This window comes from Micromonospora coriariae (assembly GCF_900091455.1).
Lineage (GTDB): Bacteria > Actinomycetota > Actinomycetes > Mycobacteriales > Micromonosporaceae > Micromonospora > Micromonospora coriariae.
Map to the genome: position 1 here is coordinate 2,883,370 of NZ_LT607412.1, position 23,898 is coordinate 2,907,267.

The 23,898-nt window shown below is 68.6% G+C and carries 22 protein-coding genes and 3 rRNA genes; 12 read left to right on the forward strand and 13 right to left on the reverse strand.

Features of this window, described 5'->3' with window-relative positions:
• The first annotated feature begins 74 nt into the window (after positions 1–74).
• Positions 75–1,154 carry a WxL protein peptidoglycan domain-containing protein gene (locus tag GA0070607_RS13555; protein WP_089018536.1) on the forward strand — a complete coding sequence of 360 codons (1,080 nt, stop codon included), beginning with the start codon at positions 75–77 and terminating at the stop codon, positions 1,152–1,154.
• A gap of 6 nt (positions 1,155–1,160) precedes the next feature.
• On the opposite strand, the gene GA0070607_RS13560 is transcribed toward GA0070607_RS13555, so the two are convergent.
• Complete coding sequence (locus GA0070607_RS13560) at positions 1,161–1,742, reverse strand: DUF1275 family protein (RefSeq protein ID WP_231931007.1); 582 nt, start codon at positions 1,740–1,742, stop codon at positions 1,161–1,163.
• 160 nt (positions 1,743–1,902) lie between these two features.
• On the opposite strand from GA0070607_RS13560, the gene GA0070607_RS13565 reads away from it, so the two are divergent.
• The gene (locus tag GA0070607_RS13565; protein ID WP_197701258.1) at positions 1,903–2,874 is read left to right on the forward strand and encodes a quinone oxidoreductase family protein; all 972 of its coding nucleotides are present in this window, start codon (positions 1,903–1,905) and stop codon (positions 2,872–2,874) included.
• Here the strand turns inward: GA0070607_RS13565 and GA0070607_RS13570 are convergent.
• Complete coding sequence (locus GA0070607_RS13570) at positions 2,871–3,563, reverse strand: TioE family transcriptional regulator (RefSeq protein ID WP_331716449.1); 693 nt, start codon at positions 3,561–3,563, stop codon at positions 2,871–2,873. The genes GA0070607_RS13565 and GA0070607_RS13570 overlap by 4 nt on opposite strands.
• Before the next feature lie 100 nt (positions 3,564–3,663).
• Here GA0070607_RS13570 and GA0070607_RS13575 point away from each other — a divergent pair, with 100 nt between their 5' ends.
• Positions 3,664–4,179 carry a DUF6194 family protein gene (locus GA0070607_RS13575; RefSeq protein WP_157743147.1) on the forward strand — a complete coding sequence of 172 codons (516 nt, stop codon included), beginning with the start codon at positions 3,664–3,666 and terminating at the stop codon, positions 4,177–4,179.
• A 29-nt stretch (positions 4,180–4,208) separates the two neighbouring features.
• Here GA0070607_RS13575 and GA0070607_RS13580 read toward each other — a convergent pair whose 3' ends face one another.
• The 7 genes from GA0070607_RS13580 to GA0070607_RS33790 form a co-directional block, all read right to left on the reverse strand.
• Complete coding sequence (locus GA0070607_RS13580; RefSeq protein ID WP_089018540.1) at positions 4,209–4,808, reverse strand: HAD family hydrolase; 600 nt, start codon at positions 4,806–4,808, stop codon at positions 4,209–4,211.
• 41 nt (positions 4,809–4,849) lie between these two features.
• Complete coding sequence (locus GA0070607_RS13585; RefSeq protein ID WP_089018541.1) at positions 4,850–6,118, reverse strand: RNA polymerase sigma factor; 1,269 nt, start codon at positions 6,116–6,118, stop codon at positions 4,850–4,852.
• Between the two features lie 2 nt (positions 6,119–6,120).
• Entirely contained in the window at positions 6,121–6,468 is a 348-nt protein-coding gene (locus tag GA0070607_RS13590; RefSeq protein WP_197701292.1) for a YciI family protein, read from the reverse strand.
• Between the two features lie 105 nt (positions 6,469–6,573).
• On the reverse strand, positions 6,574–7,788 hold the full coding sequence (locus GA0070607_RS13595; RefSeq protein ID WP_089018543.1) for a low temperature requirement protein A: 1,215 nt from the start codon (positions 7,786–7,788) through the stop codon (positions 6,574–6,576).
• A gap of 93 nt (positions 7,789–7,881) precedes the next feature.
• The gene (gene trpS, locus GA0070607_RS13600; protein ID WP_089018544.1) at positions 7,882–8,940 is read right to left on the reverse strand and encodes a tryptophan--tRNA ligase; all 1,059 of its coding nucleotides are present in this window, start codon (positions 8,938–8,940) and stop codon (positions 7,882–7,884) included.
• Between the two features lie 88 nt (positions 8,941–9,028).
• Positions 9,029–9,199, reverse strand: a complete 171-nt coding sequence (locus GA0070607_RS32355; protein ID WP_157743148.1) for a hypothetical protein — start codon at positions 9,197–9,199, stop codon at positions 9,029–9,031.
• 9 nt (positions 9,200–9,208) lie between these two features.
• The gene (locus tag GA0070607_RS33790; RefSeq protein ID WP_269458425.1) at positions 9,209–9,340 is read right to left on the reverse strand and encodes a hypothetical protein; all 132 of its coding nucleotides are present in this window, start codon (positions 9,338–9,340) and stop codon (positions 9,209–9,211) included.
• Positions 9,341–9,522: 182 nt separating this feature from the next.
• Between GA0070607_RS33790 and GA0070607_RS32360 the strand changes: the two genes are divergently transcribed.
• From GA0070607_RS32360 to rrf, 5 genes are all read left to right on the forward strand, one after another.
• The gene (locus GA0070607_RS32360) at positions 9,523–9,660 is read left to right on the forward strand and encodes a hypothetical protein (protein ID WP_157743149.1); all 138 of its coding nucleotides are present in this window, start codon (positions 9,523–9,525) and stop codon (positions 9,658–9,660) included.
• 89 nt (positions 9,661–9,749) lie between these two features.
• On the forward strand, positions 9,750–10,013 hold the full coding sequence (locus GA0070607_RS13605; protein WP_089018545.1) for an SCO4848 family membrane protein: 264 nt from the start codon (positions 9,750–9,752) through the stop codon (positions 10,011–10,013).
• A gap of 765 nt (positions 10,014–10,778) precedes the next feature.
• Positions 10,779–12,295: ribosomal RNA gene (locus GA0070607_RS13610) — 16S ribosomal RNA — on the forward strand.
• A gap of 378 nt (positions 12,296–12,673) precedes the next feature.
• A 23S ribosomal RNA gene (locus GA0070607_RS13615) occupies positions 12,674–15,782 on the forward strand.
• 85 nt (positions 15,783–15,867) lie between these two features.
• A 5S ribosomal RNA gene (gene rrf / locus GA0070607_RS13620) occupies positions 15,868–15,984 on the forward strand.
• Together the 16S, 23S and 5S rRNA genes form the textbook arrangement of a ribosomal RNA operon.
• A 227-nt stretch (positions 15,985–16,211) precedes the next feature.
• Here rrf and GA0070607_RS32985 read toward each other — a convergent pair.
• Positions 16,212–16,472, reverse strand: a complete 261-nt coding sequence (locus GA0070607_RS32985; protein ID WP_197701259.1) for a hypothetical protein — start codon at positions 16,470–16,472, stop codon at positions 16,212–16,214.
• Positions 16,469–16,738 (reverse strand): alcohol dehydrogenase catalytic domain-containing protein, encoded by a 270-nt coding sequence (locus GA0070607_RS32990; RefSeq protein ID WP_197701260.1) that lies wholly within the window; start codon positions 16,736–16,738, stop codon positions 16,469–16,471. The genes GA0070607_RS32985 and GA0070607_RS32990 overlap by 4 nt, the downstream gene beginning before the upstream one ends.
• A gap of 211 nt (positions 16,739–16,949) precedes the next feature.
• Here GA0070607_RS32990 and GA0070607_RS13630 point away from each other — a divergent pair, with 211 nt between their 5' ends.
• The gene (locus GA0070607_RS13630; protein ID WP_089018546.1) at positions 16,950–17,897 is read left to right on the forward strand and encodes a helix-turn-helix transcriptional regulator; all 948 of its coding nucleotides are present in this window, start codon (positions 16,950–16,952) and stop codon (positions 17,895–17,897) included.
• Here GA0070607_RS13630 and GA0070607_RS13635 read toward each other — a convergent pair.
• Complete coding sequence (locus tag GA0070607_RS13635) at positions 17,870–19,690, reverse strand: VanW family protein (protein ID WP_231931009.1); 1,821 nt, start codon at positions 19,688–19,690, stop codon at positions 17,870–17,872. The genes GA0070607_RS13630 and GA0070607_RS13635 overlap by 28 nt on opposite strands.
• A gap of 181 nt (positions 19,691–19,871) precedes the next feature.
• Here GA0070607_RS13635 and nudC point away from each other — a divergent pair, with 181 nt between their 5' ends.
• Both nudC and GA0070607_RS13645 read left to right on the forward strand, forming a co-directional pair.
• Positions 19,872–20,798 (forward strand): NAD(+) diphosphatase, encoded by a 927-nt coding sequence (gene nudC / locus GA0070607_RS13640; RefSeq protein WP_231931011.1) that lies wholly within the window; start codon positions 19,872–19,874, stop codon positions 20,796–20,798.
• A gap of 52 nt (positions 20,799–20,850) precedes the next feature.
• Entirely contained in the window at positions 20,851–21,612 is a 762-nt protein-coding gene (locus GA0070607_RS13645; protein WP_197701261.1) for an FkbM family methyltransferase, read from the forward strand.
• Here GA0070607_RS13645 and GA0070607_RS13650 read toward each other — a convergent pair.
• Positions 21,605–22,906 (reverse strand): lipopolysaccharide biosynthesis protein, encoded by a 1,302-nt coding sequence (locus GA0070607_RS13650; protein ID WP_197701262.1) that lies wholly within the window; start codon positions 22,904–22,906, stop codon positions 21,605–21,607. The genes GA0070607_RS13645 and GA0070607_RS13650 overlap by 8 nt on opposite strands.
• A gap of 247 nt (positions 22,907–23,153) precedes the next feature.
• Between GA0070607_RS13650 and GA0070607_RS13655 the strand changes: the two genes are divergently transcribed.
• A complete protein-coding gene (locus GA0070607_RS13655) occupies positions 23,154–23,891 on the forward strand; it encodes a methyltransferase domain-containing protein (protein ID WP_231931013.1) in 738 nt (245 codons plus the stop codon).
• Positions 23,892–23,898: the final 7 nt, after the last annotated feature.

The window sequence follows — 23,898 nt, forward strand, 5'->3', positions numbered from 1 at the left end:
GGCGGGGTAGGCGCCTCCGGGTGTTTACCCCGCCGCTCGTTCCGGAACACCCCAGACCGCCTGAGGACCCCGAGATGTCTACGACCCCAACACGCCGGAAAACGACAGTCGCCGCCTTCCTCCGTACCGCCGCCGTGGCTCTGCTCGCCACCTCCGCCGTTGCCGGCCTGGCTTCCGGCCCCGCGCTGGCGGCGGACGGTGACGTCGCCTGGACGGTCCGGACGGCCTCCAACAGCTACGGCGCAGCCCGGTCCAGCTTCAGCTACGCCGTGAACCCCGGTGGACGGGTCGAGGACGCGATGGTCGTCGCCAACCGTGGCCCGGTCCCGCTCAACCTGGCCGTGTACACCGCCGACGGCTTCACCACCGGGGCGGGCCAGCTCGACCTGCTCGCCAGGGACGGGAAGTCCGTGGCGGTCGGCGCCTGGGTCCACGCCGATCGCGGCAGCGTCACGATCCAGCCGGGGAAGACCGCCCAGGTCCCCTTCAAGATCAGCGTGCCCGACAACGCCACGCCGGGCGACTACGTCGGTGGCATCCTCACGTCGCTGACCCGGGCGGACCAGGCCGAGGGCATCAACGTGGATCGGCGCCTCGGTATCCGGATCAAGTTGCGGGTCGGCGGCGAGCTGAAGCCGAACCTCGCGATCGAGGATCTTCACGTGACGTACGGCGGCAAGCTCAACCCGTTCAGCAGGGGCGACGCCACGGTCACCTACAAGATCCACAACTCTGGCAACGCCGCCCTTTCCGGCCAGCAGGCGGTGTCGGTCTCGGGCCCGTTCGGCTCGCTGCGGGCCGGGGCCGGCGGTATCGCGGCACCGCCGGAGCTGCTTCCCGGTGAAAGCTGGACCGTGACGGTGCCGGTACGTGGCGTGGCGCCCGCCGTGTGGTTGGCGGCGACCGCGACCCTCACGCCCCAGCTCACCGACGCGTCGGGTTCCACCACCCCGCTCAAGCCGGTCCGGGCCACGACGCACGGCTGGGCCCTGCCGTGGATGCTGGCGCTGGTGCTTCTGGTGCTGGTCGCGGCACTCGTCGGGGCGCTCCGGTATCGACGCCGCGACCGGGTCCGGCGCAGGACGCGCGAGGAGGCCCGGGTGCGCGACGCCGTCGAGCAGGCGCTCCGCGGCCAGGAGCCCCAGACGTCCTAGGCGTCCTCAGCCGTCCCCGTGGTGGCGCGACCGGCCGTGGGTCGGGTCGCCCACCGCGCGGCGGGTGAGGGTGACGGCGACCGCGACGACCGCGATCACCAGCGCCGCCGCCAGCGCGGGTGCCCATGTCGGCGCCAGACGCAGACCCACCGTGCCGAGCACCGCGCCGCCGATCAGTCCCACCAGCCTTCCGAGGCCGCCCAGGTCGGCGAAGCGGTGGGGATCGAGGATCCGACGCCGGACCAGCTCGGTCAGCGAACCCGTCAGATAGGTGGTCGAGGCACCCCGTACCCCGGCACCGATGGTGATCACGCTCTGCATGCCACTCGCCGCGGCCGCCGCCCCGAGCAGCACGAGCCCGACGGCGTACCCGGGACGTGCCGCGCAGCCCAACCAGCCCGCCGCGAAACCGAGCAGCAACACCGCCTCGACCGCCGTGACCACCGCCGTGCGGCGGTTCCACCCTGGCGGCGTGCGGCGTAACGGCAGCGTGGCACCGGCCACGCCCAGGGCGTACCCGCCCACCGCCACCACCGCGCCGGCGAGCGAGCGGGCATCCGCCGTCGCGATCGCGTGGCCGAAGTGCACCGCCGTGCGGCCCCGCCCGCCATGGTGGCGGGCGCCAGGGCGCCCAGGTGGCCGAGCGCCGTCGGTCGCCCTTGTGGGTGAACGCGGCTCAGCCCCGGACCCGGCCCGTCCCGGAGCCGGCATGCTGCGACGGTGACGCCGGCACGGAGAGGGAATCCACATGGTTGACGGGGATGTGCCCGAGCAGATGCAGGCCGCGGCCTTCGACGAGTTCGGCGGGCCGGAGGTGATCACCCTGCGGATCCTGCCGGTGCCGGAGGTCGCTGACGACGAGGTGCTGATCAAGGTGTGGAACGCCGGCGTCGGCGTGTGGGACGCGTACGAGCGGGAGGGCGTGCTGGTGCCCGAGGGCGCCGCGTTCCCGATCGTGCCCGGCGCCGACGGTGCCGGAACCGTCGCCGCGATCGGCAGCCAGGTGACCAATGTGGCGGTCGGTGACCTGGTCTACGTCGCCGCCACCACCCGGCCGAAGGGCGGCTTCTACGCCGAGTACGCGGTGTCGAAGGCGCAGTACGCCGCGAAGCTGCCCGAGGGCGTGTCCGCGCAGCACGCGGGCGCCATGCCGACCGACGGGCTGACCGCGCTGGCCGGGCTGGACGCCCTCGGACTGTCGGCGGGCGCCTGGCTGTTGATCTTCGGCGCGAGCGGCGGTCAGGGTCACCTGGCCGTGCAGTTGGCCAAGCGGCAGGGCCTGAACGTGGTCGCCGTGGCCTCCGGACCGGACGGCGTGGCGCTGGTGACCCGACTCGGCGCCGACGTGTCGCTCGATGGTCACGGCGAACCGACCGAGGTGATCGCGCGGATCAGGGACGCGGCCCCCGACGGCGTGCACGGGATCCTGGCGATGGCCGGCGGCGAGACGCTCGACCGGCTCACCGAAACGCTGTCCGACGGCGGCGTGGTCGCGTACGCCCACGGCGTGCAGCCGGAGCCGCGCGAGCGGCCGGGCGCGCCGGTCCGGGCGTACGACGGCGTCGCCAACCCCGGTCAGTTGCAGCGCCTCAACGAGCTCATCGAGGCGGGGCCGTTCGAGGTGCACGTCGCCGAGACGTTTCCGCTGGGCAAGGTGGTGGAGGCGCACCGGCGGCTGAAGACGTCCTTTCCCGGCAAGCTGCTGCTGACGGTCCGCTAGGGCGATCTCGGCTCGGTCGTCGCCAGGTAGCTGGCGAGGTGACCGGCGGCCACCAGCATCGCGTGTCCGCGCGTGGCCAGTCGTTGCCGCCAGGTGTGCAGGGACGCCGCCAGGGGCCCCGGACCGTCGGCCGCGCGTACCTGCCGCATCACGGTCGCGATGTGGTCCAACAGGTAGCCGCCCCGGCGCAGGAGATGAGCCAGCTCGGCGTCGCGGACGTCCTCGGGGCCGTACTGCCGCTGCCCCGAGGGGTGGTCGCGCGCCGGGGACAGGACGCCGGCCCGTTCCCACTTCCGTAGCGTCGCCGGTGTCACGCCGAGCCGGTGGGCGAGGTCGCCGACGGCCAGCAGCCGGCCGGGCGGGGTCGGCGTCGGTGCGGCGGTGAGCACCCCGATGGTCGTCTCGACGGCGTCGAGCGTCTCGCGGTCGCGCAGCAACTGCGCGTGACTGGCGTCGACGGCGCGCAGGGCGGCGTCCAGGTCGCCGCGAACGGCCGCCCGCATGATCTCGCCGCCCGTCGCGTAGCCATGTGCCGCGACGAGCGCCAGGTAGGCGCGCAGCGCTGCGGCGTGCACCTCGGTGTACGCGCGATAGCCGCTCGGCGTGCGCCGGGCGGCCGGAATGACGCCGTCGCGTTCGTAGTTGCGGACGGCCTGGCTGGAGATGGCGTGCTCGCGAGCCAGGTCCACCGGCCGGTAGGTGCGTCCTGCGGTTTGAGGGTTCAGCTGTCACTCCTCAGACGATCGACGCGGAAGTCTCAACGGGCGGTTCAACGATACGGTGAAGGTCATGGCTTCTTCTTCAATGCCCGCCGCCTGGTCGTTCGACCTCGGCCCCGACGACGTCGCCGCGCTCGTCCTCGCGCTGCCCGAGGTGGCCGTCGTCCAGGCCGACGAGGCGTCCGGCGCCCCCCGGTCCAGCTGGGGCGATCGGTTCTTCTTCGTCGGGCCGGACCGTCGCCGGCCGTTCGCCACCCTCGTCGGGCAGGACACCGCCGGCTTCGACGAGGCCTCGAAACTCGACCGCCCCGGCGTCTTCCGGCTCAGCCTGGACCTCGGCCGCGAGGAGTTCGAGCGTCGGTTCGGCTACCCGCCGGCGCAGTTCGCAGAGCATCGTTCCGCCGTCGACTTCACCGCCCTCGACCAGGTAACTCCCCATCCCGCCTACGGAACCCACGGGTGGGCCTGCGTGCTCAACCCGGGTCCGCGCGGCCTGGCCGAGGTGGACCGGTTGCTCGCGCACGCGCACCACCGGGCGCTGCGGCGGCACAAACGCTCGCTCGACCGCCAGCACCGCCCGGACTGATCCCACCCACCGGCGGCCGGTCGGCTGCGTCAGCGGTCGGATCGGTCCCGGGGTTGCGGGACGCGTACCGACGCCATGCCGGCCGCGGTGGCGGCCTGGATGCCCAGGTCGGTGTCCTCGAAGACCAGGCAGGAGCCCGGGGGTACGCCGAGGTGCTCCGCCGCGAGCAGGAAGGCTTCCGGGTCGGGCTTGGCCCGGGCGTAGTCGTCGGCGCAGACCAGCACGTCGAACCGGTCGAGCAGGCCGAGCGCGCCGAGCGAGGCGGTGACCGAGGCCCGGGTGCCGCCGGAGACGACAGCGAACGGAACCTGCCGGTGCGCGTCGTGGATGTGCGCCAGCACCTCGGGTACGGCGGCGAGCTGCGGCAGCAGCTCCTGGTAGTAGCTCTCCCGGCGCTCGTCGACGGTCGCCACCGGCATGGTCAGGCCGTGCCGCTCGTTCAACTCGACGATGATGTCGATGGCCGGCCGGCCGCCCCACGCGTAGAAGAGGTCCTCGGGGAACTCGCAGCCCCACTCGTCCAGGGCCCGCCGCCAGGCCAGGTAGTGCAGCGGCATCGAGTCGACGATGGTGCCGTCGCAGTCGAACAGGTACGCCGCGAACTGGCCGGGTGGCAGAGGCAGACTCACCCGAGCAGGCTACAGCGGACGCTCCCGAGCAGCGGATCCGCTCAGTCGGCCGGCTCCTCGGTAGAGACGGATTCCAGCCGGCGGAGCAGGTGCGCCCGTTCCGGCTCGGTACCGACAAGCGTCAGCGCGCTGCGGTACGCCGCCGCTGCCTCGCCGTACCGGCCGAGCCGGCGCAGCAGGTCGGCGCGGGTGGCCGGATAGAGGTGGTAACCCCGCAATCGCGGATCATCGGCCAACTGGTCCAGCAGGGCGAGCCCGGCGTCCGGCCCGTCCCGCATGGCCACCGCGGCGGCCCGGTTGAGCGCGACGACCGGCGAGGGGACCAGGCCGAGCAGTACGTCGTAGAGCGCCACCACCTGCGCCCAGTCGGTGCTGGCCACGTCCGCGGCCTCGTCGTGCAGTGCGGCGATGGCGGCCTGCAACCCGTACGGCCCGGGTGGTCCGCCGGTCAGCGCGACCAGCACCAGACGACGCCCCTCGTCGATCATGCGGTGGTCCCAGCGTCCGCGGTCCTGGTCGTCGAGGAGGACCACCTCGCCGTCCGGTCCGGTACGCGCCGCGCGCCGGGCGTGGATCAGCAACATCAGCCCGAGCAGGCCGGCGACCTCCCGCTCGGCCGGCAGCAGCCGGCGCAGGATCCGGGCCAGCCGGATGGCCTCCTCGGCGAGGTCGGTCCGCTGGAGATCCGGGCCGGAGCTCGCGGCGTACCCCTCGGTGAAGATCGAGTAGACCGCCTGGAGGACTGTGGGCAGGCGCTCGGGTAGCTCGTCGGCGCCCGGCACCCGGAACGGGATGCGGGCGTCGCGGATCTTCCGCTTGGCCCGGACGAGTCGCTGGGCCATGGTCGCGGACGGCACCAGGAACGCCCGCGCCACCTCGGCCGTGGTGAGGCCGGCGAGGAAGCGCAGGGTGAGTGCGCCGCGGTCCTGTGCGGGCAGGGCCGGGTGGGCACAGGTGAAGAAGAGCGCCAGCCGGTCGTCGGGCAGGTCGCGGTCCGCGTCGGCGGGTGGAGCGGCCTCCGCCCGCTCGGCCTCGGCCTGGAGCACGGCGAGCCGGGTGGCCAGCACCCGGTCGCGGCGCAGCCGGTCCACGGCGCGGCGGCGGGCCGTGGTGAGCAGCCAGGCGCCCGGCCGGCTCGGGACGCCGTCGGTCGGCCAGTGCACCAGCGCCGCCTCGATGGCCTCCGAGGCGACCTCCTCGGCCAGGTCGAGGTCGCCGAAGCGGTGCACCAGCGAGGCGAGCAGACGGCCGCGTTCCTCCCGGAACACCGCCTCGACCGACGACCCGACCGGCCCGGCTGCCCCGGACACCGTCAGACCTCCACCTCGATCTCGGCGACCGGTCGCACCTGGACCGACCCGCCACCGAGGGCGCCCGGGCTGCGGGCCGCCCAGTCCAGCGCGGCGTCGAGGTCCGGCACGTCGATGATGTCGTACCCGCCGAGCACCTCGCGGGTCTCGGCGAACGGCCCGTCAGTGATCGTGCGTTCCCCGGCCGGGCCGACCTGCACGCTCGTGCAGGTGGTCAGATCCTGCAACGGGTGCCCGGACACCCAGATCCCGGCGTCCTTCATCTCCCGGTCGTAGCGGATCCAGTCCTCGAAGCTGCACCCGTCGACGGGCTCACCCCCGTCGGTCGTGGGGCTCATGAACAACAGCATGTACTTCACGCTTCGGCTCCTCTCAGGTGCGGCGGGTCGCCGTACAGCATGACGACGAACGGACACCGGGGATATCGACACGACGGCCGGAGAACTTTCCGACGCTCATGGACCGACAGGCGGCGCCGCGGCCGGCAGGTGCGGGCCGCGTCGGTCGAACCGCCGCTCGTACCAGGTCACCCCGATCAGGAACACGGTCAGCAGGGCGAGCGCGGCCAGCGGGGGCAGGGCCCGCCCGATCGGCAGCAGGGCCAGCGGCACCAGCGCGGCGACGACCTGCGCCGGGTGCACGGCACGGACGGTGAGCCGGCGGAAGAGCAACCGTGCGAGCAGGTAGAGGGCGGCGCCGCCGTACAGGGCGGTGGCGACGACCCAGCCCAACCTGGCGGGGCCCTCGTTTCCCTCGGTGAGGTGACCGAGCACCTGCTCGATACCGAGCGCGATGTAGATGGCACCGATGATCAGCGGGGCGTGCACGAGGCCGTACGCGTCACCGGCCACGTCGGACCTCCGCTCGAGTGGCACCAGCGTGATGGACTGCCGGGCGGCGGGCGCCAGCCGGTCGAAGTAGAGCCACCACAAACAGACAGTGGTGACGAGGCCGAACAGCGCCGCCACCAGGCCGGGGCCGATCGGTGCCATCGACCTCGGTGCCGCGCCTGCCGCGATCAGCGACTCGCCCAGCGCGATGATGAGCACCAGGCCGAATCGTTCGCTGAAGTGGTCCAGGCTGCGCAGCGGCCACGGGCGGTAGGTGGACGCGACCCGGGCTCCGCCGATGTCCACCAGGAACGCCAGAGTCCAGAGCGCCGTCTGGGCGACGCCACCGAGCAGCGCACCGACGATGAGCGGGAGCCAGGCCGCCGTCACCGGCACGGCGAAGAACCGGAGGGTCGAGCGCAGCGGCGGGTCGGTGGCGCTCACCCAGAACAGCACCCCGAGCTGCACCGCCCGGGTGACCAGGTAGGCCAGCGCGAGGCTGAGCGGCGCGTCGAACAGCTCCGGGCCCTGCTGCCACGCGTCCGGCAGCAGCAGTGCGGCCACGAAGATGGCGGCCATCGCCGTCAGGGTCGCCGCGCGGACGGCGCCGACGTCCGCGCGAACCAGGTTTCCCAACCAGAGGTACGGGCTCCAGGAGTAGATCAGCAGCAGCAGGAGGAGCAGCCCCTGGGCCAGGGTGAGCGCGGTCGGTGGCTGCGCCATGAACGTGATGACCCGGGTGAGCGCGAAGACGAAGACCAGGTCGAAGAAGATCTCGAACATCGTGGTCCGGTGCGTCTCCGCAGCCGGGACCGGACGAACGCGGAAAATCCCCTTCATCCTCGCATTCTGCGTCACTCCCGGGCCACATCGACCGATGGTTCAGCCGCTCTCACCGTTCGGCGGCGCCGAGAAGACGTGGGCAACCCGTCTTCAGGCCGGGGCATCCGTCCGCCGCCGGCTCCGCTCGGCCCGCCGGCGCACCTGCTGGTACGCGCCGGTCAGCCCCATCGCCCGGCGGACCTCGATCAGCGTCCGCCGTACCTCCTCGCGGGTCCGTTCGGTGCCCTCGACGATCAGCCGGTCGACCAGCCCGCGGTCGGCCTCGATCGCGGCCCGGCGTTCCCTGATCGGCGCCAGGAACCGCTCCAGCGCGACCACCAGTCGCTCCTTGACCTCGACGTCGCCCACACGCCCGGCCCGGTAACGCCCGGCGAGGTCGGCCACCTCGTCACGGTCGGGGTTGAACACCTCGTGGTACGCGAAGACCGGGTTGCCCTCCACCTTTCCCGGCACGTCGGCCCGCACCCGGTTCGGATCGGTGTACATGCCGAGCACCTTGCGACGCACCGTGGCCGGATCGTCGGAGAGGGCGATCGTGTTGCCCCGGCTCTTGCTCATCTTGGCCGCGCCGTCGGTGCCCACCAGGCTCGGCGTGTCCGCCTGGATCAGTTCGGCGACCGTGAAGACGGGGCCGTAGAGGTGGTTGAACCGACGGGCGATCTCCCGGGTCACCTCGACGTGCGCCGCGTTGTCCCGGCCGACCGGGACCACCTCCCCCTTGACGCAGAGGATGTCCGCGGCCTGGAGCACCGGGTAACCCAGCAGCCCGTACGGCATCTCCTCCTTGCCGGCGTCCCGGGCCATGTCCTTCAACGACGGCACCCGCTCCAGCCGGGGCACTGTCACCAGGTTCTGCAGCAGGGTGTTGAGGTCGCCGACCTCCGGGATGGCGGACTGGAGGTAGAACGTGGCCCGCGCCGGGTCGACGCCGGCGGCGAGGATGTCGGTCACCATCTCGCGGGCGTTGCCGGAAACCTGGTCGATGTCCTCGCGGCGGTTCCTGGTGGTGAGCATGTGCAGGTCGGCGATGATGAAGAAGCTCTCGTAACGCTGGTGCAGCCGCACCCGGTTGGCGATGCTGCCGACGTAGTGGCCGAGATGCAGGCGGCCGGTGGGCCGGTCGCCGGTGAGCATTCGTGCGACGGACATGGTGGTGTGCCTCTCGTGCGGGAAGGTGGGTCACGCGTGGGCGCGCGCCGAGCGGGGCGGGTCAGCCCCCTCGGTCAGCGGGATCGGCTCAGTACGCCGTCCGCCATCGCGCGCCGGCGCGGTACCGCAGACCACCGGCACGGAGTACGTCCAGGAGTTGCTCACGGCCATCGCCGGAGCTGGTCGGGGGCACGACACCGAGCGGGAGGCCGTCGACCATGTCGACCGCCTCCGCTGCGCTGTTGCCCGTCCGGACCACGGCTTCACGCTACCCCTGGTGCCGCGCCTGGTGTGGCCGGTAGCGCTCCGCGTAGTAGTTGCCGACGCGTTCCCCGGTACTCGGGCCGGCCGAGTCCGGGTCGTACGGGGGCGCGTCCTTGATCTCCTGCCGAGGTTGCACGGGCCTCATAGCCGTGGCGCGTGGATTTTCGGTAGGGCCAACTCCCAGGTCAGCATGCCTGTGCCCGTTTCTCGCACATCGGCTGCGGCGGTGCTGTGTCTGCCCGGCAGACATTCGATCACTGGCGGGCCGCCGACCATTCTGGGTCCGCATCCGGGCAACGCCGAAAAAGGGAGACGCAGATGTATCGACGGCTTGGCGCCGTGCTGGCGCTCGCGCTGGGCCTCGCCACCGGGACCGGCAGCGCGGCGCAGGCCGGCGCCGTCCACCACCACGACCGGGCCAACTCGGCGATCGGTGGCATCGGAACCTGCTTCTGAGTCCCTCCAACGAAGGACCGGTCCACCCTCGGGCCGGTACACCTCGACGCTCCGGCCCGTGACCAGCTCCGCTGGCATACTCGGCTGCCATGGTGCTGTCGAGAGGGTGGGCCCTCTTCCTGGTCGGAGTCGGGATCTGGACCTGGGTGATCTGGCCAAGGTTCGCGGTCGCCATCTGGCAGGACCCGCGCTCGTGGACGTCCGGCACTGTGGGCGATGGCTCGCCCACCGGCTTCCTGTGGGTGCACGCCCTCCTGATCGTGGCGTCCCTGGCGATCGGCAGCACCGCCGGCGTCCTCGGTGTCCGTGCCTGGTTCGCCGCCCGCCGCCGCCAGGACCGTCCAGCCGGGTGACGGTTCCCGTTCACGCCCTGCCGGACATCCGGTCACTCTCGGTGCGGCCGGAGAGCTCTTTGAGCAGCGGTGCCGAGCCTTCGAGTGCCTGGCCAAAGGGCTTGAGCTGCGGAAACTCATCTACGCGGCAAGTGTGACGCGGGACGCTGGCCCCGGATTTGACGATCAAACCCACGGACGCGTAACTTTCTCTTTGCCAGCGCGGAACGGGGCAAACGGGACGAAGGTCCTGGTGCACCGGATCGGGCGGGCAGCCGGGTCAGGCAGGGGTTCGCTCCTGTGAGGCACGGTCCGGGCGGGGCTCGCCGAAACTGCCGCGAGGCGGATTTGGTGCAGCGGAACCGACCGGGTATGGTTCAACACCGGCAGGGCACCGGGCGAGCTTGCGGGACACCGCAGCGGCCGGCCTGCCGAATCCGACGACCTGACGCAGCGGCTTGCTGCTGCGTGAGCGCGCCGGAACCAACCCGTACGAAGCGCGACAGACCGGGACACACGGTTTGACACGGCGAAGACGGTGAGGTAACGTAGTAAAAGTGCCCGGCGCGAGTGAGCGGCGGGACGCGGTACGGAAAGCCCCGAGATGGGGTCCCACGAGTGGGGCTTTTGATCGGTGTGTGGTTGTTCTTTGAGAACTCAACAGGGTGCTTGAAAAGCCAGTGCCAATTATGATTTATACCCCGGACTGGTCGGGCTTTATGTCTGGCTGGTTGGGATTCCTTTGGCAACATTTGTTTGTTGTCAGGATGCTGTTCAACTAATTTTTTGTTGGAGAGTTTGATCCTGGCTCAGGACGAACGCTGGCGGCGTGCTTAACACATGCAAGTCGAGCGGAAAGGCCCTTCGGGGTACTCGAGCGGCGAACGGGTGAGTAACACGTGAGCAACCTGCCCCAAGCTTTGGGATAACCCCGGGAAACCGGGGCTAATACCGAATATTACCTGGCCTCGCATGAGGTTGGGTGGAAAGTTTTTCGGCTTGGGATGGGCTCGCGGCCTATCAGCTTGTTGGTGGGGTGATGGCCTACCAAGGCGACGACGGGTAGCCGGCCTGAGAGGGCGACCGGCCACACTGGGACTGAGACACGGCCCAGACTCCTACGGGAGGCAGCAGTGGGGAATATTGCACAATGGGCGGAAGCCTGATGCAGCGACGCCGCGTGAGGGATGACGGCCTTCGGGTTGTAAACCTCTTTCAGCAGGGACGAAGCGAAAGTGACGGTACCTGCAGAAGAAGCACCGGCCAACTACGTGCCAGCAGCCGCGGTAAGACGTAGGGTGCGAGCGTTGTCCGGATTTATTGGGCGTAAAGAGCTCGTAGGCGGCTTGTCGCGTCGACTGTGAAAACCCGCAGCTCAACTGCGGGCCTGCAGTCGATACGGGCAGGCTAGAGTTCGGTAGGGGAGACTGGAATTCCTGGTGTAGCGGTGAAATGCGCAGATATCAGGAGGAACACCGATGGCGAAGGCAGGTCTCTGGGCCGATACTGACGCTGAGGAGCGAAAGCGTGGGGAGCGAACAGGATTAGATACCCTGGTAGTCCACGCTGTAAACGTTGGGCGCTAGGTGTGGGGGGCCTCTCCGGTTCCCTGTGCCGCAGCTAACGCATTAAGCGCCCCGCCTGGGGAGTACGGCCGCAAGGCTAAAACTCAAAGGAATTGACGGGGGCCCGCACAAGCGGCGGAGCATGCGGATTAATTCGATGCAACGCGAAGAACCTTACCTGGGTTTGACATGGCCGCAAAACTCGCAGAGATGTGAGGTCCTTCGGGGGCGGTCACAGGTGGTGCATGGCTGTCGTCAGCTCGTGTCGTGAGATGTTGGGTTAAGTCCCGCAACGAGCGCAACCCTCGTTCGATGTTGCCAGCGCGTTATGGCGGGGACTCATCGAAGACTGCCGGGGTCAACTCGGAGGAAGGTGGGGATGACGTCAAGTCATCATGCCCCTTATGTCCAGGGCTTCACGCATGCTACAATGGCCGGTACAATGGGCTGCGATACCGTGAGGTGGAGCGAATCCCAAAAAGCCGGTCTCAGTTCGGATCGGGGTCTGCAACTCGACCCCGTGAAGTCGGAGTCGCTAGTAATCGCAGATCAGCAACGCTGCGGTGAATACGTTCCCGGGCCTTGTACACACCGCCCGTCACGTCACGAAAGTCGGCAACACCCGAAGCCGGTGGCCCAACCCCTTGTGGGAGGGAGCCGTCGAAGGTGGGGCTGGCGATTGGGACGAAGTCGTAACAAGGTAGCCGTACCGGAAGGTGCGGCTGGATCACCTCCTTTCTAAGGAGCACCATCCGGTGAAAGCCGGTATGGAGCCCGCGCTGCCCGACTGTGGTGGCGGGGTGCTCAGATGGCGGAGACACTGGTGAGTTTTCTGCCGGCAACGGCCGGGACGTCTTAGTACAGCCACCTTCGGGTGGTGGGAACGGAATTGCTCCTGGTGCGGCTGGGGGATGGCGTAGAGCACCCTGTTGGGTCCTGAAAGAACAACCATTGGTTGTCTCTTTCGGAAACCGTGACCCTGCCTGTTGGTGGGGGATGGTTGCCAGGCATGGCCTGGTCTCGCATACCGATCACTGTGGTGGTGCTGGTGTGGGGCCAAAGGGTTGTGGGTTGGTCGTTTGTTGAGAATTGCACAGTGGACGCGAGCATCTTTGTGGTCAAGTTGTCAAGGGCGAACGGTGAATGCCTTGGCACCAGGAGCCGATGAAGGACGTGGGAGGCCGCGATAGGCCTGGGGGAGCTGTCAACCAAGCTGTGATCCCAGGGTGTCCGAATGGGGAAACCTGGCACCAGTCATGTGGTGTCACCCACACCTGAACACATAGGGTGTGTGGAGGGAACGCGGGGAAGTGAAACATCTCAGTACCCGTAGGAAGAGAAAACAATTTAGTGATTCCGTGAGTAGTGGCGAGCGAAAGCGGATTGAGGCTAAACCGGCTGCGTGTGATACCTGTCAGGGGTTGCGTGGTCGGGGTTGTGGGACCCTGCTGAACAAGCTGACACTTGTTCGAGAAGTTACAAAGTCAGTGGCTAGTCGAACAGTCTGGAATGGCTGACCGTAGACGGTGAAAGTCCGGTAGGTGAAAGTTGCTGACCTTCTGTGGGTGTTCCCGAGTAGCGGCGGACCCCTGAAATCTGCCGTGAATCTGCCAGGACCACCTGGTAAGCCTAAATACTTCCTGGTGACCGATAGCGGACGAGTACCGTGAGGGAATGGTGAAAAGTACCCCGGGAGGGGAGTGAAATAGTACCTGAAACCGTTCGCCTACAATCCGTCGGAGCCTTGCGGGGTGACGGCGTGCCTTTTGAAGAATGAGCCTGCGAGTTAGTGGCATGTGGCGAGGTTAACCCGTGTGGGGGAGCCGTAGCGAAAGCGAGTCTGAATAGGGCGATTCAGTCGCGTGTCCTAGACCCGAAGCGGAGTGATCTAGCCATGGGCAGGCTGAAGCGCGGGTAAGACCGCGTGGAGGGCCGAACCCACCAATGTTGAAAAATTGGGGGATGACCTGTGGTTAGGGGTGAAAGGCCAATCAAACTCCGTGATAGCTGGTTCTCCCCGAAATGCATTTAGGTGCAGCGTCGCGTGTTTCTTGCCGGAGGTAGAGCACTGGATGGTCTAGGGGGCCCACAAGCTTACCGAAATCAGCCAAACTCCGAATGCCGGTAAGTGAGAGCGCGGCAGTGAGACTGCGGGGGATAAGCTTCGTAGTCGAGAGGGAAACAGCCCAGATCACCAGCTAAGGCCCCTAAGCGTGTGCTAAGTGGAAAAGGATGTGGGGTCGCATAGACAACCAGGAGGTTGGCTTAGAAGCAGCCACCCTTTAAAGAGTGCGTAATAGCTCACTGGTCAAGTGGTTCCGCGCCGACAATGTAGCGGGGCTCAAGCACACCGCCGAAGCTGTGGCATTCACATTTTAACCTCGCTTGGACTTGATTCCTTGTGCAGGTGTGTGGATGGGTAGGGGAGCGTCGTGCCGCGAGTGAAGCAGCGGGGTGACCCAGTTGTGGACGCGGCACGAGTGAGAATGCAGGCATGAGTAGCGAAAGAAGGGTGAGAAACCCTTCCGCCGGATGACCAAGGGTTCCAGGGCCAGGCTAATCCGCCCTGGGTGAGTCGGGACCTAAGGCGAGGCCGAGAGGCGTAGTCGATGGACAACGGGTTGATATTCCCGTACCCGCGAAAGAGCGTCCCTGATGAACCTCGTTGTGCTAACCACCCGAGCTGCCTGATGTCTTCGGACGGATGGTGGTGAGCGTGGGAACCTGATGGGTAGTAGTCAAGCGATGGGGTGACGCAGGAAGGTAGCTGAGCCCGGCCGGTGGTTGTGCCGGGGTAAGCGTGTAGGCCGTGGTGTAGGCAAATCCGCACCACATGAAGGCTGAGACGTGATGCCGAGCCGATTCAGGTGAAGTCAGTGATCCTATGCTGCCGAGAAAAGCCTCTAGCGAGTTCTTAGCGGCCCGTACCCCAAACCGACACAGGTGGTCAGGTAGAGAATACCGAGGCGATCGGGCGAACTGTGGTTAAGGAACTCGGCAAATTGCCCCCGTAACTTAGGGAGAAGGGGGGCCGGAGACGTGAAGCCCCGCGCGGGTGGAGCGTTGTATGGCCGCAGAGAGCAGGGGGAAGCGACTGTTTACTAAAAACACAGGTCCATGCGAAGAAGTAATTCGATGTATATGGACTGACGCCTGCCCGGTGCTGGAACGTTAAGGGGACCTGTTAGCTCTTCGGGGCGAAGCGGAGAACTTAAGCGCCAGTAAACGGCGGTGGTAACTATAACCATCCTAAGGTAGCGAAATTCCTTGTCGGGTAAGTTCCGACCTGCACGAATGGCGTAACGACTTCCCCACTGTCTCAACCACAGGCCCGGCGAAATTGCAGTACGAGTAAAGATGCTCGTTACGCGCGGCAGGACGGAAAGACCCCGGGACCTTTACTATAGCTTGACATTGGTACTCGAATTAGCTTGTGTAGGATAGGTGGGAGCCGGTGAAGTCCATACGCCAGTATGGGTGGAGGCAATCTTGAAATACCACTCTGGTTGATTTGGGTATCTAACTTCGGACCGTTATCCGGTTCAGGGACAGTGTCTGGTGGGTAGTTTAACTGGGGCGGTTGCCTCCTAAAAGGTAACGGAGGCGCCCAAAGGTTCCCTCAGCCTGGTTGGCAATCAGGTGTTGAGTGCAAGTACACAAGGGAGCTTGACTGTGAGACTGACAGGTCGAGCAGGGACGAAAGTCGGGACTAGTGATCCGGCACTTGCGAGTGGAAGCGGTGTCGCTCAACGGATAAAAGGTACCCCGGGGATAACAGGCTGATCTTCCCCAAGAGTCCATATCGACGGGATGGTTTGGCACCTCGATGTCGGCTCGTCGCATCCTGGGGCTGTAGCAGGTCCCAAGGGTTGGGCTGTTCGCCCATTAAAGCGGTACGCGAGCTGGGTTTAGAACGTCGTGAGACAGTTCGGTCCCTATCCGCCGTGCGCGTAGGATACTTGAGAAGGGCTGTCCCTAGTACGAGAGGACCGGGACGGACGAACCTCTGGTGTGCCAGTTGTCCCGCCAGGGGCACGGCTGGTTAGCTACGTTCGGAAGGGATAACCGCTGAAAGCATCTAAGCGGGAAGCCTGCTTCAAGATGAGGTATCCCACCCACTTTGTGGGGTAAGGCCCCCAGCTAGACGACTGGGTTGATAGGCCGGAAATGTAAGCCCGGTAACGGGTTCAGTTGACCGGTACTAATAGGCCGAGGACTTGACTACTAAGCTGCTACGCGTCCACTGTGCAACTCTCGATGAACGAACAACAGACCCGTGGTATGGGTGTTGTTTGATATGTCGATAGAGTTACGGCGGTCATGGCGGAGGGGAAACGCCCGGTCACATTCCGAACCCGGAAGCTAAGCCCTCCAGCGCCGATGGTACTGCACTCGTGAGGGTGTGGGAGAGTAGGACGCCGCCGGACAATCTTTCAGAAAGGGCCACCCTTCGGGGTGGCCCTTTCTGCATGCCCGCATCCATCCCGGGTTGATCGGCTCGGAATCCTGGAAACCGCGGTATCGGTGAGCGTTGGATGCCCCGATATCGCTGAAACCGAGTCGATCAACGGGCCCAGGCCTGGCGGCGGCCCTGGGAATCCGACCACAGTTGAGGGGCCCTGGCGGCGGAATGGCCGGGGGCCCCTCAACTCGGTCAGAACACGATGACGGGGCGGCCCCGTACGCCTCCCGCCTCCATGAACGTGTGTGCCTGCGCGACGTCTTCGGGCGCGAAGGTGGCTGCGACGCGCAGGACGGCGTCAGCGAACCCGTCTCCCCGTGGCACCAGGTGGTCTGCGCCCAGGGCGGCAACGAGGTCACGATCCCGTTCGGCCGCGTCCGCGATCACGGTCAGCCCTGCGGCCTTGGCCAACTGCATCGCGTACCCGCCGACTGCTCCGGCTGCTCCGATCACCGCGACAGTCGCGCCCGGACGACGAGTGCGAGTGCACTGGTCCCGACGGTCAGTTCCGGGCGCACGCCGTCGCCGACCTCGTCGATCACGCCTGCGGCATCCCAACCGACGACGTACGCGTCGGACGCCGGGAACGCCTCGGGCATGAGCTTCTGAATAAGCCCGGACCGGTAGGCGATGTCGGACGGGTTGATGTCCGCCGCTCCGACCTTGATGCGTACCTGTCCCGGACCAGCGTGCGGCTCTGGCAGCTCCAGTACCCGCATCACTTCCGGGCCTCCGAATTCTGTGAACCCGACAGCTCTCATAGCGCATCTCCGTGTTCCTGATCGGCAGGCCGCGAGATCCGCGGACCTGGTGGCCACGGGAGGGCCACTGCACCGAGGTTCACACCGCCGGGTACGGGGTGCCAGGGAGGGACGTCCCTATGCAGGCCGGTACCAGGCACGGACCCTTCCCCGGTGTGGGACTGAGAGCATGAGTTCGCGCGGCGGAGACAGTGGCGACAACGAGTTGGGCCAGTTCCTGCGTGCCCGTCGTGCCGCGCTTGACCCGCGCCGGGCTGGCCTGGCGCCCCGTGGTGGCTTGCGCCGCGTGGCGGGTCTGCGCCGGGAGGAACTGGCCCAGCTGGCACACCTGAGCTTCGACTACGTCGTCCGGCTTGGGCAGGGACGCACGCGCCGTGTCTCCGCCTCCGTCCTGAACGCGCTCGCAGACGCCCTCCAGCTCACTCACGACGAGCGTGCCTACCTCTACAGTCTGGCCGACGTGGCGCCTCGCACCGCCTCCCGACCACGCGGCCGACCGGAGATCGCGCCCCCGTTGCAGCAGCACCTTGATGACATGCACGACGTGCCCGCGATGATCCTCAACCGCCGTATGGACATCCTGGAGTGGAATCGCGCAGCTACGGCGCTGCTGATCGATTTTGGGGCCCCACCGCCGTGCGAGCGTAACTACATCCGCCTGACCTTCCTCAACGAGGATTTCCGGAACCTCGTCGTCGACTGGCCCGCGACCGCCCGGGAATGCGTCGGCCTGCTGCGCCGGGAAGCGGGACAGCATCGCGATGACCGCGACCTCAATGACCTGGTAACCGAGCTCAACGCCCGTTCAGTGGAATTCCGCGAATGGTGGGCCGACTATCGCGTCGCCGGCCCGCGACAGCTCGTCAAAACCCTCGACCACCCCACCGCCGGGAGACTCACCGTCGACGTCCAGCAGCTATCCGTCGACACCAGCCGTGACCAGTTCATGGCCACCCTGACGGGACACGACACCGAGTCCCGTGCCGCGCTCCGCTTCCTCCTGCAGTGGTCCAAGGTCCCGCCGCAGGGTGGCAGGCGTAATGGGCGGTACGGTGACGCCGGTGAGGTGACGGCAGAGCGGGTGAGACCTCAGGAAGGCTTCGGGCCGCAGACGTAGCGGGGCTCCGCGTCGTAGCGCCAGGTGAACTTCTCCCGCTTGACCACCACGCCGCCCTTCTTGATGACCCGGAAGGCGTCCTGGGTGAAGCCGTTGATGCCGTTGCTCGGGATGCACGTCGGGCCGGGTTCGAGGTGGATGACCTTCGGCGTGGTGATGTTGCGGCGCGGCCCGTACTCCGTCTTCACGCTGTCGTAGATCTTCGTGCTCCAGATCGACACGGTGATCGTGCTCGACGTGTAGGAGGTGTCGATGAGCAGGCCGTACTGGGTGTTGTTGCGGAACTTGAAGTCCAGGTTCGGCCAGAAGATGGTCGACTCGATGACGGCCGGATACCGGTCGAACCAGTACGAGTGCGGCTTGTGCTCGACGTCCTCCAGGCCCGCGTAGTAGGTGGCGTTGAACAGCGTCGTGGTGAACTGCGAGGTGCCGCCCCCGACACCGGGCACCAGCTTGCCGTCCAGGATGACCGGCGCGTCCCGGTAGCCCTGCGCGTAGCCGCGCTCGCCGGTGTGGCCGTTCAGCGAGAACGTCTTCCCCGGCAGCACGACAGTGCCGTCCACCTCCCTGGCGATCGTGGCGATGTTCTGGCTGCGCGACGAGGCCATGCCCCCGGTGAACCGGGTGGTGAAGGTGGACACGCGCTCCTTGATGCCCAGGCCGGCAAGCTTCTCCGCGGTCAGCTCGGGCGGCGTCGGCTTCAGCTCGCCGGTCACCTCGCGGCCGTCCGGCTTCGGCAGCACCGCCAGCAGGTCACCGGCCAGGGTGGCTGGGTCCAGCTGCTGCCCGGGTCGCCCGTCGGTGACCTTCGGTCGGCCACCGGAAATGGTCACCGTCCCGTTCTTCGGCGGCACCTCGACGGCGTCCAGGTCGTCCCCGAGCGCCGAGCGCAGCCGCTTGACGTCCACCGTCGGGGTCAGCTTGCCGGCCTTGTCGGCGGTGAACCGCAGGCTCTTCGCGATGGCGGCGGGCGGGATCTTCAGCGAGCCCCGGTCGGTGCGCAGGGTGACCGGTGCGGCGACCGCCGGCTTCGCCAGCTCGGCGACCAGCCGGTCCAACTCCTCGGCGGTGGTCGCCGGCTGACTCTCCACCAGCGGCACGGTGACCGGGGTGCCGGCCAGCCAGCCGGCGCGGACCGCGTCGGCGGAACGCTGCGGGTCGAACGCCAGCCCCGGCCTGGGCTGGACCACCTTCGGCGTGGTGCCCTGGTAGGTGATCGCCGGCATCGTCATCGGGCGGGCCTGGTCGCCGAGCACCTTGCGGAGCGCGGCATCCAGCCGGTCCACGTCGACGGTGACGACCGGCTCGACGGTGCGGGAGCCGACCAGCCGGCTGACCGGGTGCGCGTCGGCCTCGGCCGCAGCCGCCACGGTGGCCTCGACGTCGACACCCAGCCCCACGTCGGTGGGGTTGACCTCGGCCGTGCGCTCCCCGACGGTGACCCGCAGCGGCGCGGCGAGAGCCGCCGCCCGCCGGTCCAGCTCCGCCCGCAGCTCCCGGTGGGCGTCCGTGCGGCTCCGGCCCCCCAGCTCGGCGCCGAGCACGCTGGTGCCGCGCGGAACATCGCCGGCGTACGCCCAGGCGCCAGCGCCCGCCACGGCAGCGAGCACGCCGCCGGTGACGCCGGCTGCCAGGAGCATCCGCACCCGGCGAGGGCGGCGCCGGCCATCCTCCGGCTCGCCGGTGGGAGGTGCCGGGACCGGCCCTGGTGCGTCGTCGGGCCAGGTGACCGCGGTGACCTGCACGGTGGGCCGGTCGTCGGCGGGTGGACGTATTTCGCCGTACAGCGTCACTGCAACCTCGATCGCCAGGTGCCGCGGGAGGTCCCCCCTCCCGGAGGAACCTACGGTAACGAATGCCGGGCCGTCCTCGCGGTCTGCGCCCACCGGTGCCGGTGCCGCGTGTCGTCCCGGCGTGTCGTCCAGGGCGGGGGGCGGTGGCCGCATGGGACCGCTGACGTGGCACGGTGGCGTTGTGAACGCTGCGGACCGGGTGTTGGCGTACGGCGGCGGGTGGTTGGACCGGGCGGGCGAGTTGCGTACCGATCCGGCCCGGCTGAGCACACTGCTCACCGATGCGACCACTGTTGTGTTGCCGCTGTGGCGGGACCGCTGTCTCGTCGACGGGAACGGCCCGGTGCGGCTGACCGCGGAGCGGGCGTCTCTCGTCCGGTCCGCCGCCGGCGAGTCCGTCTTCCTGGGGCTCGACGGGAACGCCGCCGTGTTCGCCGCGGACCTTTCCGCGCTCAGCGAGCAGTCCGCCGTCGAGATGGCAGGTGCTGCGCGGGCCGTCGACGTACGCGCCCTGGTCGGGCGGCTCGACCCGGCCGAGGCGGCCGTCCAGGCGTACGCGCGGGGGTTGCTGCACTGGCACCGGCAGCAGCGGTACTGCGGCGCGTGCGGTTCGCCGGCTGTCGCTGGCGGCGGTGGGCACGTCCGGACGTGCACCGGCGACGAGTGCGGGCGGCTGCTGTTCCCCCGGATCGAACCGGCGATCATCGTGCTGGTGGTGGCGCCCGACGGACCGGGGGTGCCGGAGCGCTGCCTGTTGGCCCGGCACACGGGTGCGCCCGAGGGGTCGTACTCGACGCTGGCCGGCTTCGTCGAGGTGGGCGAGAGCCTGGAGGACGCGGTACGGCGGGAGATGGCCGAGGAGGCCGGGATCACCGTGACGGACGTGGCCTATCAGGGGTCGCAGGCGTGGCCGTTCCCGGCCGGGCTGATGGTGGGCTTCCGGGCCACCGCCGGGTCCGAGGAGATCCGCGTCGACGACGTGGAACTGCTGGACGCGCGCTGGTTCACCCGGGCGGACCTGCGGGAGCGGGTCGCGGAGGGTCGTCCGCTCGGTCGGCCGGACTCGATCGACCACCAGTTGCTGCGCGACTGGCTCGCGGAGGGCTGACCCGGTCCGCACGTCTGGTCAGCTGCGCCCCGGACCGTTAACCTTTGCGCCCATGCCGTCCTCCACCGGTCCGCTGACCGCAGTGAGCTCGCGCGTGGCGTCGCTGCTGCCTGACCGGGTCGTAGCGGGAGCCATCCGGGCTGTCTACCCCCGGGTCGAGCCCGAGCTCGCGCGCCTCGCGGAGTTCATGCCGAAAGGTGGCACCGCACTCGACGTCGGCGCCTGGTACGGGCCATGGACCCGGCGCATGCGCAAGCTGGCTGACCAGGTTGTCGCCATCGAGCCGAACGACGAGCTTGCGCGGAGCATCGCAAGGGCCTTCCCCGAGGTACGGGTGGTCCGGGCGGTGGCGTCGGACCACGAGGGAAGCGCGGAACTCTATCTGCCGGAGAACGGTCCCGCGGTCGGTACCTCCTCGCTCGAGTACGGCGAGGGCAGCCCGGTGACCGTTCCCGCTGTGACGATCGACGGCCTGGGGCTCAGCGACGTGCGGTTCCTCAAGATCGATGTCGAGGGGCACGAGCTGCCGGCGTTGCGGGGTGCGGCCGAGACGATTCGCCGGGACGGCCCGGTGCTGCTGGTGGAGGTCGAGGAGCGGGTCCAACCGGTGGCGCCGATCATCGAGCTGCTGGCCGAGTGGGGTTACCGAGGCTACGTGCTGCCGGAGCGGGAATGGTTGCCGCTCGCTGACTTCGACATCCGTGGTCATCAGCGCGACGCGATAGCGCGAGTTCACCAGAGCTTCGCGCGACGGGTCGTGTTCCCGCGCCCGCGCTACGTCAACTCGGTCCTGTTCAGGCGGGACGTCAGCTGACCCGGTCCGCGAGGTCCGGAGGCCCGACGGGTTCCGGCGACGGCCCTGCCGGAGGGCCGCGACGCCCTGCCGAGGCGCGGACGACCACCGCCAGGGCGAGCGCCGCGGACGCGGCTGCGGCGGTGGCGGTCCACATGATGCCGGCGAAGGTGTGTGGCGCCACGAAGACCGCCACGAGCACGAGCCCGGCCGCCGCCACCCAGAGCGGGACCGACGGCCAGCGGGCGCCGCTCGCAATCTGCGCGTTGATCAGCACGAAGGCCAGAGCGTAGAGAGCGCCGGTGGCGGCGAAGAACGGCGCGTATCTGCCGAGAGCGGCGTAGTCCTGCCCGCCGGCGAGCCGGAAGGCGAGCCCGCCGGCCAGCGCCGAGGTGATGACGAGTGCGGCACCGCACGCCCCGACGACGGCCCAGGCGGCCCGCCGCGTCCGGCCGTCCTGGCGGGCCATCCGGGGCAGGGCCAGCACGGTGACCACCTGCGGCGCCCAGAGCGCCCCCTTGGTGAGCACGGTCCCGACGGAGTACGCACCGGACTCCGCCGGCGACAGCAACTGCCGGGCCAGGATGAGGTCGGCGTACGACGCGACAAGCATCGCCAGGGTGGCGCTACTGGCCGTCATGACCTGCCTCAGCCCCAGGGCCGGCCCGCTCGCCGGGTGAGCCGCTGCCGCGGAGCCTCCTGTCGCCGGAGCTTCCGCCGGCGCGGCTCCTGACGCGGCGGTCAGCCGCAGGATCGGCAGGGCGACGTAGGAGCAGACGAGACCGGCCAGCAATGACCCGACCAGCCCGGCGCCGAGGACGAGCCCGGCGATCACGCCCGCGTAACGTCCGACGGCCAGCACGCACATGCCCAGCGCCAGGCGCAGGAAACGCTGGTCCCCCTGCAACTCGCCGAGCCACCTGGCGGCCAGGACGACGGGAAGCGTCATGCCCACCAGCAGGGTCACCACCTCGACCGGCAGGTGCACTGTGGTGACGATCAGCGGTATGGCGGCGACCAGGGTGCCACCGGTGACAGCCGCCGCGGTGAGGGTGACACGCGCGGTCGGTGCGTGCGGGTGACGTGCCCGATGCACGGCGACGGCGGTCTGCAGGCCCGCGCCGGCCACGCCGGCGATCGCGACGAGAGCCTGCACGGTCGCCAGCGCTCCGAGGTCGGCGGCGGTGAGATGGCGGGCGCCGAGCATGGGAACCAGATAGGCCAGCCCGTTGGTCAGGGTGGCCGCGGCCATGACGGCGCTGCCGGTCACCGCCATCCGACCGGCGTCGGAAACCTGTGCGGTAGTCCCTCTCATGCCGGCCGTCTGACTCCACTTCTCCCCGCCGTCGGAACGAAGGGGTGAGCAACCGTAGGGCGCCCACAGGGTACAGAGGCCGGCGGGGCGGCGTGGAGCGGCAGTAGATCGACCTGGCCGGTCGACCTGCGCCCGCGGACGGGCTAACGTCTTCCGGCATGACCGGCTCGGGTTGGGATTCACCATGACCGGCAACCCGGCGTCGATCAGCACACCGTCCCGTCCTGGCCACAAGTAGGAGCCACGCGTGAAGCTCCCTGCTGCCCACCGCGCCGACCTGGCGCGATCGGTGCGCCTGTTCCGTGCGTTTCGCCTGGAGCAGACCGATCCCGACTTCTTCTACGGCATGCTCGCGCAGGACACCGTCGGCCAACTCCAGACGTACGCCGACCTCGCCGGTGCCGTCGTGCTGGACGTCGGAGGCGGTGCGGGCTACTTCGCCGAGGCCCTGACCGGGGCGGGCGCGCGGATCGTCTGCGTGGACTGCGACGCGGGCGAGATGTCCGCGCGAGGTGAGGCCGTACCGGGCGGTGTGATGGGCAGTGCGCTCAACATGCCGGTTCGCACCGGCGGGGTCGACGTCTGCTTCTCCTCCAACGTCCTCGAACACGTGCCGCAGCCGTACGTCATGGCCGACGAGATGCTCCGGGTGACCCGGTCCGGCGGCACGATCTTCCTGTCCTTCACCAACTGGCTCTCGCCCTGGGGCGGCCACGAGACGTCGCCCTGGCACTATCTGGGCGGCCACCGTGCGGCGCAGCGGTATGAACGCAAGCAGGGCCGGCGGCCGAAGAACGTCTTCGGCGAGAGCATGTACGCGGTCTCGGTCGGCGAGATGCTCCGCTGGGCGCGGCGGCAGTCCGAGGCGGAGGTCGTCGACATCCTGCCGCGCTACCTGCCCAACTGGGCCAAGGGAGTGGTCCGAGTGCCTGGCGTACGCGAGGTCCTCACCTGGAACCTGGTCCTTGTCCTCCGTAAGCGCTGACCAGCTC